Here is a 13,084-nt window from a genome sequence, read left to right as displayed (position 1 = left end):
TGGTCACCTTGACAAAGAGGTTCAGCACCTCGATTGAAGACTCTCTCATAGGCAGCTACATGCTCGGGGAGCATCTCAGAATACTGTGGATAGCCACCGTCGTAGACACAGACCTGCAGGCCATCGACTTCACCGAGTTCCGTTGACACTTCGATCAGACCGAAGTCGCGCCGGCGATCACCAGCACAGCCCCTCAATCCAGCCCGCCAAACCCCCAAACCCCACGGGCTTTCGGCAGCAGCTCGCTGCCCAGCGCCGCTGCCAGGGCCAAGCCGCGTTCGTTGTTGCTGAGCAGCACAAAGCCGTCGCCGCTGTGAACAGAGGCCATGGCGAAAGCGCGGTAGCCGGGGTTGTTGCCCCATTGCCAGAGGTAGGGGCCGCCCTCGGCCTGTTCCAGGCCCCAACCCTGGCCCCAGCTCAGGCTGAGATCAGGAGCCACCGACACCGCGCGATCGAGCAGCAGCGCCAGCAGGGCCGGATCGCGCAGCCAGGCCGACATCAGGCGGGCGTAATCGGGGGCGCTGGTGATCAGGGACGCAGCGGCGTTGGCGCGCTTGAACTCGATGGGATCGACCAGGCCGCCCATCCAAGCATGGCCGGGCACCAGACGGGCTCGCAGCTCGCCATCGGCCGGGCTCATGCGCAGGCGTGAGTCGCGCATGCCGAGCGGCTCGAACACGCGCGCCTGCATCAGGGCTTCGAAGTCCTGACCGCTGACGGCGCTGAGCACGGCCTGCAGCAGCACATAGCCTTCGCCCGAATACTGCCAGCGCTGACCGGCCTCGAAGTCCTGGCGCAGCGGGCCCCAGGATGAGCCCCAGTTGGGCAGGCCGCTGCTGTGGTTGAGCAAGCAGCGCAACGGGATGCGCGCCAAGGTGGCGGCCGAGAGTTCGGCTTCGGCGCCGGCAGCAGCCGGTTTGCGGGAATAGCCCTGAGGCAGGTAGCGCGAGAGCGGAGCATCCAGATCCAGGCGCCCCTCGCGCACCAACTGCAGGGCCAGGTATGCCACCACGGGCTTGGTCAGCGAGGCGGCCTGGAACAAGGGTGGCGGCCCATCGGCCGAATCCGTGGCGTGCGCAGGCGCGGTGCAGCCGCCCCGCAGAAGACGCGGCGACTGCGCCTGTCCGCCCTTCAGGGTGACGATAGCGGCCAGGCAGATGCTTTGCTGGGCCGCCAACTGCGCGAGATCCTGGCCACGAAAGCTGCGCAGGTCACGGCTGGCACATGCGCTGCCGCCCAGCGCGGCCAGGCCGGCGAGCAGCAGATGGCGGCGGTGTGGGCTGAAAGGCTGGGGGTTCATCAAGTTAGGCCATCAAGGAGGGCAGTCGCAAGGGGCAGCAACTGCAAATGAGCTCACTGTACGTTCACACCTTGAGCGCTTCCCCGGCGGCCTCGCGCAGCCAGAGCTGGCGAAACGGCATCCAGCCACAGACGGCCAATTGCACGCCGCCCAGCCGCGGGTCATGCTCCAGGCCCTGCTGGCTGTGCCGCAGCGGCAAGAGCTGGCCGGCCGCGCAGACGCGCTCATAGCCCTCGGCCAGCAGGGCATGGCGCTGCTCGGCATCGGGTTCGGATCGGGCGCGCTCCAGCAGGGCGTGCAGCTCCGCCCGCAGGGCTGGCTGCAGCCAGATGTGGAACAGGGCATCGGATACCAGGCCGCTGTAGAGGCCGAAATCCAGATCCTCGCCCATCACTTCGCCGCTGATCAGCACATCGGTTTCAGCGACCCAGTCCATGCGCGCGAATTCGGGGTAAGGCAGCACGCGCAACTGTGGCGAGGCGCCCGCACGCCGACACAGGGCCGCGATGCGCTCGGCCAGCTCAATATGGCTGGGCAGCTGGTAGGTGATCAGCCGCAGCGGGCCGCGAAGGCGTGGCGTCGCGACTGGGGCGCTGGAGCGCGGTGGCACATGCTGCCAGCCGGGAAGGTAGCCCAGCGCCGGAGACTTACGCCCGGGCTCCTCCAGCACCAGCTCCTGGCGCAACCAGGCGGCCAGCGCCAGCCGGGCCTCGGCGCTGGCAAAGGCCGCATGGGCTGGGTTGAGCAAGAGGAAATCACAGCCTTGCTCCAGCTGGCTCAGGCGTTGCCAGCCCGCCGGAGCGGGCCGGCCGTGCCCCAGCTGCACATCGACACGCGGCAGCGGACTGTCCTGCGGCACGACCCAGAGCTCGATCTCGTCCAGCAGCGGACGTTCGCGGTAGAAGCCCTCGAAGGCCCGCAAGCGGGCCCGGTAGTCGTTGTTCACCTGCAGGCGAAACGGCCCCGCGGCCACGGGCAGGCGCGCGAAATCGGCCCGCTGCCAATCCTGGGCCGGCAGGATGATGGCCGCGTGGTGGGCCAGGCGGTTCAGCAGCAAGGCATCGGGCCAGGCCAGGGCGATCTGCACGCACCAAGGGCCGCGCGCAGCGATCTCGCGCAAGTGTTGGTAGAGCGCCTGGTAGGGGCCCGGGCTGCCGCGCAGCCGGATCAGGGTCTGCACCACATCCTCGGCGCGCAGCGGGCGCCCGTCGTGAAAGCGCAGGCCCGGGCGGAGGTGGAACTGCCAGTGGCAGCCCCCGGCTTCCACGCTCCAGTGGTGGGCCAGGGCCGGCACGATCTGGCCCTGCTCGCGCTCGAACTCGCACAGGCCGGCGCCAATCTGGCGCAGCATGTGCACCTCGGTGCGCCGATTCACCTGGATGGGATCGAGTGCGTGCAGCGGTCGGTAGAAAGGAATGCGCAAACCGCCCGCCGGGCTGGCGCCGAGGAAATGCGGCAGGCTCTGGCGCAATTGCTCGCGGCCTTGGGCAGGCAGGCCCTCGAACGCCGCCTCCAGCTGGCCGGCCGCCAGCAGGCTTTGCAAGCGCTCGAGCTGCAAGCCTTCAGCAGCGCGCAGCAGGCAGAGCCGGGAGAGCCGCCCGCGGCCCCGGCCCGCGGTCCAACGGAGCCATCCCAAAGCTTGCATGCGCTGCAGCAGCAGCCGGGCATTGCGCTCGCCGCAGCACAGGCGCTGCGCCATCTCGGCCAGGCTCAGGGTTTGAGCCGAACCATCGCTGGGCAAGCCGGCACTGAGTCGCTGGTACTGGGCGAACAGGCGGGCGTGAGTGGGGGTGGCGGGAGGCAAGGGTGAATGGGTGAATGGGTGAATGGGTGAGGGGGTGAGGGGGTGGCGTTGCGGGGCGGTATTGTTCACCTGTTCACCTGTTCACTGGTTCACTGGTTCACTGGTTCACTCCCATTGCCCAAGTCGTGGAGTCACAGGGTGAACCGGAAAAAGGGGAAATTTCTAGAAGGGATTATGGGTTTTTCTTTGCCGCTTTGGGCGGGACACTGCCGGGCATCCAGCGCCCACATCCCCTCATGTCCGAAGCCCCTGACCCCACCGCGCCGCTCTGGCGCCATGCTGGCTTTCGCCGGCTCTACCTCTCCACCGCCAGCTTTTCGCTGGGCACGCAGATCTACCAGCTGGCCATGCCCTTGTTGCTCTACGAGCTGACGCATTCACTGCAGGCCATGAGCAGCATGCGGGCCGTGGAGCTGTTGCCCAATCTGCTGCTGGCCATGTTCATCGGTGTCTGGGTGGACCGCATCGACCGGGGCCGCTGGGCCCGCCTGGCCATGGCCGGCATGGTGGCGCTGATGGGACTGCAGCTTCTGCTTCTGCACCGCCAGGGCGCGCAGGCCGTGCCCCTGTTCCTGCTCACGGGCTTTGTCTTGATGACGCTGAACTACCTCTACGGCATCTGCCGCATGGGCATGATCAAAGAGATGCTGCCCACCGCCCTGCTGCTGCCGGCGACAAGCCAGCTGACGGTCTTGGGCCAGGTCTCGGCCGTGCTGGGCCCGGCCCTGGCCGGTGGTCTGCTGGCCTGGCAGCTGTCTCTGGGTTTGTGGGTGCCCATGCTGGCCCTGCTGCTGGCCGCCTGGCTCTTGCGTGAGCTGGTCTTGCCGGTGCGCCGGCCCGAGGCCCAGGGCTTCTGGGCCGAGTGGTTCGAGGGCTGGCGCGTGCTGCGCGCCAACCGGCCGCTCTGGCAGCTGAGCTGGCTGGTGGTGCTGATCAATGGCAGCGCCGGCGTGGCCGAGCTGCTGTTCCTGTTCCGGGCGCGCGAATCGCTACAACTGGGCCCCGCCCAGATCGGCCTGCTCTACGGCCTGGCCGGGGCCGGTGGCATCCTCGGCGGGCTGTACACCAGCGCCCTGAGGCAGCGCCTGGGACTGGGCCGCTTGCTGACCCTGAGCCTGGCGCTGGAAGCGCTCTGCATCGCCCTGCTGGGCTGGTGCGACAGCCTGCCGGTGCTGGCCCTGGCCCTGCTCGGCAACAGCGCGGCCCAGGTGCTCGGCAATGTTTGCGTCTGGGGCTACCGCCAGGAAAGCACAGACAGCCGTTACATCGGCCGCATCTCGGGCCTGACCGGCTCCATCTTCAAGCTGCTCATGCCGCTGAGCCTGGTGCTCTCGGGCAGCCTGGCCGGCCAACTGCATCTGGGCTGGATGCTCAGCGCCTGCGCCGGCGCCCATCTGCTGGCCTTGCTGGGTGCGCGCCTCTCAGCCATCTACCGCGTCGCTTGACCCTTCAAGCCCCGCGACTCACCCCCTCACCTGACCACCCGCACCCTCACCGCCGCTCAGTTCAGGCTGCACGCGCCGTCCGACGGCGCAGGCCGGCACCGCACACCAAGGCCAGGCCCACCAGTGCAAGGCTGCTCGGTTCAGGGACGCTGTGCGGGGCGTTGTCAAACGCGGCGGTGAGCTGCCTGCCGATGGCAAAGGGGTCGGACAACTGGCCATAAGCGCTACACAGTTCGTCGCTGCTGCAGGGGCTCAGAGAGACCTCGACCCAGGATCGGACGGCGAAGGTGTAGGTGTCCGAACCGGCGTCGCCTGGAATGTCCACGCTGCCGTGAAAGGCCGCCGTGGTGTAGGCGCTGCCATGCCCGGCGCCACCCAGGCGATCCTGGCTCAGCTCGTAGCTGGTGCTGCCGTCTTGGCTTCTGTAGCCGCCGGAACTGGAGAACACCGAGATGCCGTTGATCACGATGTCATAGCCATAGAAGCCATACGAATCGGTGTTGCCACTGCCACCGATCTGAATGGGCGCGATGTCGAAGGTGAAGGTCGTCGGCGCATTGCTGCGCGAGAAGGGCACGCTGTTGAAATAGTTGTACGAAGTTCTCGCATAACCTTCCACCTGGACGTCCGTGAGCAAGTCGTACTTGCCATGCTCGTCCACGGTGGCCATGGCCAGCGCGGCACCGCGGCCGTAAGAGCCACCCTGGAACAAAGCGCCCGGAGCGTCAAAGCTCAGAACGGTCTGGTCGTGCCGACCATGTCCGATGTCGGTGGCCAGGGTGACGACGGGCGCCGCCTGCGCGGTGGCGCAGAAGGCGAGCAAGGCCGTGGCAAAAAGAGAAGCGTGTTTCATGGGCGTTGTGGGCAATGAGGGGCCGTGCTGACCGATTGGGCGAACGATCGGACGAGGCTGAAAACAGGCCATCAGTTCCGATCGCTGCGCAGTCTATTCACGCCATTGCCAAACGCATCCCATGTACGGGCCCTCTGTTTCCGAGGCCACGATTGCTGTGATGAAAGCGCCCGAGGCTTAGCTCAGGATCAGCGGCTCGCCCCAGCCAACATCACCTCCGCGCAAGCCGGGCTTGGCACCGCCACATACTGCCCGGCGAAGCGCGGCAGGCCGGTGGCAGCATCGACGGCAAACACCGCGACATGGTCGCTGCGCTGGTTGCAGACATAAAACCAGCGGCCGCAGGGCGAGAAGCGGGCGCTGCGCGGGTAGGAGCCGCGCGTCCATTCATGCGCGATCAGGCGCGGGGCGCCGTCCGCGCCCAGAGCGAAGACCGCGATGCTGTCATGCAGGCGGTTCAGAGCGTAGAGAAAGCGGCCGTCGGCCGAGGCGATCAAGTCGGCGGCGAAGTTCGTACCGGCAAAGCCCTGGGGCAGGCTGCTGATCTCGGCGCGCTGGCTCAGGCGGCCGCTCTGCGGCTCCATCTGCAGCCAGGCCAAAGTGGAGGCCTGTTCGTTGAGCAGGTAGAGCTGGGTCGCGTCCTTGGGGTGGAACACGAAATGGCGCGGGCCGGCGCCAGGGCTGAGGGCCAGGTCTTGCCTGCGGCCCAGAGCACCGCTTTCCGGGTCGAAGGGCCAGACGGCCAGACGGTCGCGGCCCAGGTCGCTGGCCAGCACGAAGCGGCCATCGGGCGTACTCAAGACCATGTGCATATGCGGCGCCTCATGGCCGCTGAGGGCAAAGCTGCCCGGCGGCCCTGTGAGCGCGCGGGCCGGGCCGAGCCGGCAGTCCTCGGGCTGGCTGCGATCGCAGCTGGGGTGCAGGCCCACGGGGCTGAGCTGGCCATCAGCGGCGCGGCGCAACACGGCCAGCTCGGCGCTGCCGTAATGGGGCACAAAGGCAAACGGTGCGCTGGGGTGCAGGCTCAGGTGCACGGGGCCATGGCCGCCGCTGGGCAGGGCTTGCAGCAGCTGCAGCGCGCCATCGGCCTGCTGGCGGTAAACATGGACGCTGCCGCCGCCTTCATTGGCCGCATACAGCAGGCCGGGCCGGGCCGGGTCGGCCTGCAGCCAGCTGGGGCTGTGCGGGTTGGGCGTGAGGCCGGCCGGGCGCAGATGGCCGGTGGCGGGGTCGGCGGCGAAGCGGTAAATGCCTTCGCAGTTCGGGGCGTAGCCACCGACATGGACGCTGAAGGGTGCCCGCGAAGCGCCGGCCAGCGACACCATGGGCGTCAGCGCCGCCATCAGCAGCAGGGCCCGGCGTTGGCGGGCGTGGGGAGCATGGAGTTCATGGGGCACAAGCAGGCGATCACAAAACCGCTGAAGCGAAGGGGACGGGGCGCAGTATCACCCGGCCGGCCCGGCCGCTGGCGGCCACAAAAAAACGCGGGCCTTGCCGGGCCGGATGCCCGGGCAAAGCCCGCCCAAATCCGCCGCTTGCAAGCGTGCGGCGGAGAGGAGACATGGGTCTCTAGCACGCTCGGGCGGGCACCGGCTGGCGCCTGCCCGAACGCCTGTTTCAGCAGCCTCAGTAATTGACCGTGGCGCGCACGCCGAACATGCGCGGCGGGTTGTAGCTGTTGAAGGTGTAGCCGCCAGCCATGCCCTGGCCCATCCAGTTCTTGATGATGTTGTTGCTCAGGTTGGTGCCCCAGATCTCGACATTCCACTTGTCGCTGGCTGGCGACAGGCGGATCGAGGCATTCCAGTCGGTGTAGGCCTTCTGGAAGTCGCCGATCTTGTCGTTGTCGAGGTTGCGCACGCTGAAGTACATGCGGCTCTGGTGGCGCATGCCGACCGTCGGCGAGAGGCTGAAGTCGCCCAGCTGGACGTAATGCGAGTAGTTCAGCGCGAACGAGGTCTTGGGCGCGTAAGGCAGCTGGTTGCCGGTCACGTCCAGGATGCGGCGGCCGCGCTTGCTGGGGTCGCTGCCCAGGTAGACCGGCGCACATTCGGGGGCGCCGAAATCCTTGCGGTAGCCGCACATCCAGCTGTCGTCATAGGTCGGGTAGGACTTGACCTTGGCGTCCAGCCAGGCGAAGTAGCCCGAGAAGCTGCCACCGGCCCAGGGCAGCAGCTTGAACTCCAGCTCCAGGCCCTGGATCTTGGCGTCGCCAATGTTCTCGGTCTTCCATGCGTTCACCACATCGCAGGCCGGCTCCCAGTCGGCGCAGGTGCGAGTCAGCTTCTTCTGGCCGACGGCGGTCATGCCGGTCACGTGCATGCCCTTGTACAGGGTATTGAAGTAGGTGGCGCTCAGCTCCAGCTTGTTGTTCAAGTGGCGGCCCTTGTAGCCCAGCTCGAAGTTCTTGGTGGTCTCAGGGCCGTAGTCCAGGAAGCTGTACTTCTTGCTGCCGCCGTCCACGCATTCGCCACCGCCGCAGGTGTCGAACTTGTCGCCGAAGCCGCCCGGCCGGTAGCCGGTGGCCAGCGAGGCGAACACCATGTCGGTCTTGTTCAGGTCGTATTGCAGACCCAGACGGTAGGTGCTCTTCTTCCAGCTCTTGCTGTAGCTGTTGACGACCGGCTCGGGGTAGACGCCCAGGCCGGCAAACGGGCCCATGCCCATCGTCAGGTCTGAACCATTGTGCGGCGTGCACAGGCCGGGCTCGCAAGGCGGCTTGAACTTGCCGTTGTAGTACCAGGGCGTGCTGGCGTCCCAGAGGCCGGCCGAGATGCCGCCGTTGTCGCTGCGCTTGTCGCGGCTGCTGCGCACGCCGAGTGTGGCCGTCAGGCGCTCTGACAGGGCCAGGTCGCCTTGGGCGAACAGGCCTTGCGATTCGATGCGGCGGTCCGGCTGGGCGTAGAACTGCCCCTGCGGCATGGAGTAAGGCGCGGCGACCAGATTGTCCTGGGCAAAGTTGATGGCGTTCTTCTCATTCAGGAAGAAGGCCCCGGCGACATAACGCCAGTCCTTGGTCTGCTGCTTGAGCTGGAACTCATGGACCCAGGACTTGTAGTTCGAGTCCAGGGTGTAGCTGGCCTGGTCGATGGCGTGCTGGCGGCCCCAGTTGCCCCAGGGCTGCATGATGTCGACCTCGCTGTCCAGCCAGGTCTGGCCGCCGTCGTCGTCGTGGTTCTGGGCGCGCTTCTGCACCGCGTAGGCCACCTTGTAGCCCAGTTCCGTCTGGGCATCGAGTTTCCAGACCAGGTTGCTGCGCACGGTGTCGATCGTCATGTCGATCTTGCCGGGCACATTGATGATGGTGCTCCAGTGGCCCTTGGGGCCGCAGGCCCATTTGGTGCCCTCGGCCATCGCGCAGTCCTTGAGGCCGATGTCGCCGGCGCCGCTGTTCTGGAAATGCTCGAAGCCGCCGGTCCATTCCAGTTCCTTGCTGATGGCCCAGCGCGCGGTCAGGCGGGCGGCCCATTGGTCGGAGTTGCCGTAGGCGTCGGCGGCACTGACCTTGCGGTTCAGGCGCTGGTCGGTATCGGGCTTGCCATCGGGCGTGAACTTGCCCTTGCCATCGGCCGTGGGCAGCTTGACGCCGCGGTCGCGCAGGTCTTGCTCCTGGTCGATATAGCTGTCGCGCTTGTCCACCATGAAGGCGGCGCGCAGGGCGAAGTTGTCGCCGAAGCTCTGGTTGTGAACCACGCGCAGCTGCTTGGCGTTGTAGTTGCCGAGCTGGGCCGAGGCCCAGCCATAGTTGCTCTTGAAGTCGGGCTTGGCCGGGATGACGTTGATGACACCGGCCGTGGAGTTGCGGCCGAACAGCGTGCCCTGGGCACCGCGCAGCACCTCAACCTGGTCCAGGTCGAACATCAGCGCCAGCGAACCCTGAGGGCGCGGCGAGTAGATGCCGTCGATGTGGATGCCCACGGCAGGGTCACCGATCTCGGTGAAGTTGGTCGAAGTGACGCCGCGGATGGAAGCCAACACGCCCGAGTCACCGTTGGACAGGCCCAGCTGCAGATTGGGCACGGCGCCGCTCAGATTGAGCAGCTCCTTGACGTTCTGGCGCACCAGGTCGTCGCCTTGCAAGGCCGTCACCGAGACGGGGGTCTTGAGGGCGTCGGTGGCCACGCGGGTGGCGGTCACGGTGACCTGGGGCAGCTCGGTCTTCTCGAGCTTCTTGGCGTCTTTCTTCTCGTCCTTGCCGGCGTCGCCTGCGGTCTGCGCCAGGGCGGGCAGGCTCAGCAGGCTCACCAGGGCGGCAGCCGCCAGGGCGGTTGGGGTCATCAGGCGTCGGGCGCGGGGTTCAACAGGGCTCATGTTTTTGTCTCCATGCGTTTTTGCTAACGAAAACTCGTCGGTCTTGGTTCCATCACGTCAGGGGGCGGCCAACTGCTCCAACACCCATGCTCTTCTTGCACTTCTTGCACTTCCTACTCTTCGCTCCTGGGTGCACGATTTCGTACACGCCTATTTTTCTCACTCGGCAGGCCCTGCCCGGCTTCGGCGGCCAGCGCAGCCGAGCCGCTCAGCAGCCCAGCGGCTCGCTCAACGGCACCTCCAACAGGCTGCTTGCGCGGCGGTAGAAATCAATGCGGCGGTTCAGCTTGCGCAGGGTGTCGGGGTCGGCACCCTGGTCACACTCGATCACGCCGTTGATGGCGCGGGTGGTGGCGCCGAAGCCCTTGCCGGCCAGCATCGCCTCGTGGGACGACTGCGGTGCCACGCCAGGCTGGGTGGTCCAGTACCAGAGCGCCGTCTGCCAGGCCACGGTGGAGTCACGCGCCACGCGGTCGGGGTCGGCCCAAAGGTCCAGGCCCAGAGCCTCGCCGGCCGCCTTGTACTGGTAGTTCCAGCTCAGCTGGATGGGGCCGCGGCCGTAGTACTGTTGGCCCGGGGCGCAGCGCTCGCCGGGCAACTGCTCACGGCAGTATTTGTCCCAGTTGGCGCGCCGGTATTCGCGCTGGGCTTTCAGCTGATCAGATTCGTGGGCGATCTGGCCCAGAAAGGCCGCCATCTCCTGGCGCTTCTGCTGCTCGCTGCCGCGCGCGGCAAAGGCCGGCGTTTGGCGCACGGCCTGGGCAAAACCCTCATAGGTGTAGAAGGCAATGCGCTCAGGAAACAGCTGCTCGAACTGGGCCTGGCTGAGCAGGAACTGCCCTTGGGCCTGCGCGGCCGCCCAGGGCGCCGCCAGGGCCAGGGCCGCCAGCAACAGGGCGCGGGCTGCTGCGCCTTCGGCTGCTGCCATTCGGGCAAGTCGGGCACCTCGGGTGAGGAGCCGCGCTTGCTGCGTCGCTGTCATGCCGGGCTTCATATGCATTCGGGGAGGCGAAAGGAGTGAAGGTGCTGGCAGCTCTCGGCGGGCTCAGAACGGAACCTGATGAGGCTGCGGAAGCGACTATCCATCGCCTTGCCTACACGGATCGATAAGACATCATTAAGGTCACCTTAAGGCCCGGCCCTGTCGGCCGGCCCCCGGCATTGCTAGAGTCGCCGCCATGAAAATCTGTTTGGTGGAAGACGATCTGGAGTTGGGCCGGGCCGTGCAGGCCCTGCTGCAGGACGCCCAGCACGAGGTGATCTGGCTGCGCCGGGTCGCCGATGCACGCTTCTGGACGGCCGAGCAGGACTTCGACGCCGTGGTGCTGGACCTGGGCCTGCCCGACGGCAACGGCATGGACCTGCTGCGCAGCCTGCGCCAGGCGGACCGCAAGCTGCCTTTGATCGTCATCACCGCGCGCGACAGCATCGAAGACCGGCTCAGCGGCCTGGACAGCGGCGCCGACGACTACCTCGTCAAGCCCTTCGCCGGCCCCGAGCTGCTGGCCCGGCTGAGGGCAGTGGCGCGCCGCGCCGGCGTCGAAGAAGGCGATGACTCGCCCCACCAATGGCAATTCAAGGACCTGCTGCTGGACGAACACCGCATGGTGTTGAGCCGGGGCGGCGAGCGCATCAACCTCTCGCGCAGCGAGTTCGCCCTGCTGCTGACCCTGCTCAAGCTGCCCGACCGCGTGGTCACGCGCCGCCAGCTGGAAAGCAAGGCCCTGAACCAGACCGACAGCCGCAGCCTCGATGTGCACATGTCCAATCTGCGCCGCAAGATCGGCGAGGGCTATATCCGCACCGTGCGCGGCATCGGCTACCTGATCGAGACCGGCCCATGAAAGCCGGCCCTGCCCCCCAAGCTGCCCACCACGCCGACGCCCCGCGGCCGCCGGCCCACCGCTCGCTGTTCAAGCGCAGCCTGGGCGCGGTGTTCGCGGTGATTTTCCTGACCTGGGCGGCTCTGATCGCGCGCGAGCTGATCGACATCGGCCTGCTGCAAAGCCGCAACGGCCAAGCCGAGAACCAGCTCTGGGCCGAGCTGGCCAAGCTGCAAGCCCTGCCCCATCTGCAGCAGCCGGCCGCCCTGGCCGAGCGCATGAACGGGCTGGACGGGCTGCTGCGCGACGAATGGCGCCACAAAGGCCACCGCTCACCCTTCTACCTGCTGCAGGTCTGGCATGAGGGCCAGCTGCTGCTGCGCGTCGACCCCGACCTCAGCGGCCGCGCCCGCGGCCAGCCACAAGAGACGCTCTACGCCAGCGACTCGCGCTGGCTCTATGCGGAGGCCAGCGAGCCCGAGCAAGGCCTGATCGTGCGGCGCTGGCAGGAGCGCCCGGGCGACTGGCATTTCTCCCTGGCCGGCTTCAGCTACTACGCCCGCCCCCTGCTTTACGGCCTGCCCCTGCTGATCCTGCCGGTCTGGCTGCTGTTCCGGCTCGGCTTCGCGCCGCTGCAGCGCATCGGCCAGCAGATCTCGCAGCGCTCGGCCAAGGACTTGTCGCCCCTGCCCGACTCGCCCTATGTGGAGCTGGCGCCGGTGGTCAACGCCGTCAACTCGCTAATGGCGCGCCTGCAGCTGCGCCTGGACCGCGAACGCGAATTCCTGCTCGACGCGGCGCATGAGCTGAAGACGCCGCTGGCCGTCGTCAAGCTCAGCGCCGAGGCCCTGGACCAAGGCAGCGACCCGGAGCGGCGCGCTGCCTCGGCCCAGCGTCTGCACCAGGGCGTGGACCGCGCCACCCACACCGTGCACCAGCTGTTGGCCCTGGCCCGCTCGGGCGCCGACGCGCAGGACATGGCGCAGCGCGAGCATGAACTGGTGGCCCTGGTCAGCGACCGCGTGGTGCTGGCCACGCCGATGGCGCTGAGCCGCGACATCGAGCTGGAGCTGCAGGCGCCCGAGGAATGCTGGCTGCGCATCAACCGCGAGTCGGTCGGCGCCCTGATCGACAACCTGGTGAGCAACGCCATCAAGTACTCGCCCGCCAGTGGCCAGGTGCTGGTGCGCATCAGCGACACGCCCGAGGCCGTGGTGCTGGAAGTGCTGGACCAGGGGCCGGGCATTCCGGCCGAGCTGCAGGCCAAGGTCTTCGAGCGCTTCTACCGCATCCCCGGCCAGGAAGAACATGGCAGCGGCCTGGGCCTGGCCATCGTCGAGCGAGCGGCCGCCCAGCATGGCGCGCGCGTGCAGCTGGGCGTCGGCTTGGGCGGCCGGGGCCTGGCGGTGTCCGTGCGGTTTACGCGTCAGGCCGCGGCACCGGCCGAGCCAAGCCCGGAAGCCGAAGCCTGAGCGGAGAACGCGGGGGCGGCTGGCGGCCACCGGCGCCGCTATAGTGCCGCCCTCCCTCGCTGCCCCTGCGTTCTCA

General features: G+C 67.6%; 9 protein-coding genes. 3 read left to right on the top strand and 6 right to left on the bottom strand.

The window, feature by feature from the left end:
- Window positions 1–193: 193 nt before the first annotated feature.
- Window positions 194–1,300 (bottom strand): serine hydrolase domain-containing protein, encoded by a 1,107-nt coding sequence (locus LNV28_RS06630; protein WP_263515840.1) that lies wholly within the window; start codon window positions 1,298–1,300, stop codon window positions 194–196.
- 64 nt (window positions 1,301–1,364) lie between these two features.
- Entirely contained in the window at window positions 1,365–3,104 is a 1,740-nt protein-coding gene (locus LNV28_RS06625; RefSeq protein WP_263515841.1) for an ABC transporter substrate-binding protein, read from the bottom strand.
- A 236-nt stretch (window positions 3,105–3,340) separates the two neighbouring features.
- Here LNV28_RS06625 and LNV28_RS06620 point away from each other — a divergent pair, with 236 nt between their 5' ends.
- A complete protein-coding gene (locus LNV28_RS06620) occupies window positions 3,341–4,549 on the top strand; it encodes an MFS transporter (RefSeq protein ID WP_263515842.1) in 1,209 nt (402 codons plus the stop codon).
- Between the two features lie 61 nt (window positions 4,550–4,610).
- Here LNV28_RS06620 and LNV28_RS06615 read toward each other — a convergent pair whose 3' ends face one another.
- From LNV28_RS06615 to LNV28_RS06600, 4 genes are all read right to left on the bottom strand, one after another.
- Window positions 4,611–5,402, bottom strand: coding sequence for a PEP-CTERM sorting domain-containing protein (locus LNV28_RS06615; RefSeq protein WP_263515843.1), 792 nt, complete (start codon window positions 5,400–5,402; stop codon window positions 4,611–4,613).
- A gap of 188 nt (window positions 5,403–5,590) precedes the next feature.
- Window positions 5,591–6,799: a lactonase family protein gene (locus LNV28_RS06610; protein ID WP_263515844.1), complete on the bottom strand. Its 1,209-nt coding sequence runs from the start codon at window positions 6,797–6,799 to the stop codon at window positions 5,591–5,593.
- A 229-nt stretch (window positions 6,800–7,028) separates the two neighbouring features.
- Window positions 7,029–9,713: a TonB-dependent receptor gene (locus LNV28_RS06605; protein WP_263515845.1), complete on the bottom strand. Its 2,685-nt coding sequence runs from the start codon at window positions 9,711–9,713 to the stop codon at window positions 7,029–7,031.
- A gap of 208 nt (window positions 9,714–9,921) precedes the next feature.
- Entirely contained in the window at window positions 9,922–10,641 is a 720-nt protein-coding gene (locus tag LNV28_RS06600) for a chitinase (RefSeq protein ID WP_263515846.1), read from the bottom strand.
- Window positions 10,642–10,891: 250 nt separating this feature from the next.
- On the opposite strand from LNV28_RS06600, the gene LNV28_RS06595 reads away from it, so the two are divergent.
- Entirely contained in the window at window positions 10,892–11,557 is a 666-nt protein-coding gene (locus tag LNV28_RS06595) for a response regulator transcription factor (RefSeq protein ID WP_263515847.1), read from the top strand.
- Window positions 11,554–13,008, top strand: a complete 1,455-nt coding sequence (locus LNV28_RS06590) for a sensor histidine kinase (RefSeq protein ID WP_263515848.1) — start codon at window positions 11,554–11,556, stop codon at window positions 13,006–13,008. Before LNV28_RS06595 ends, LNV28_RS06590 begins: the two co-directional genes overlap by 4 nt.
- Window positions 13,009–13,084: the final 76 nt, after the last annotated feature.

This window comes from Paucibacter sp. DJ2R-2 (assembly GCF_025717675.1).
Classification (GTDB): domain Bacteria; phylum Pseudomonadota; class Gammaproteobacteria; order Burkholderiales; family Burkholderiaceae_C; genus Paucibacter_A.
The sequence above is the reverse complement of the archived record's forward strand: the minus strand, read 5'-3'. Positions and strand labels throughout refer to the sequence as shown.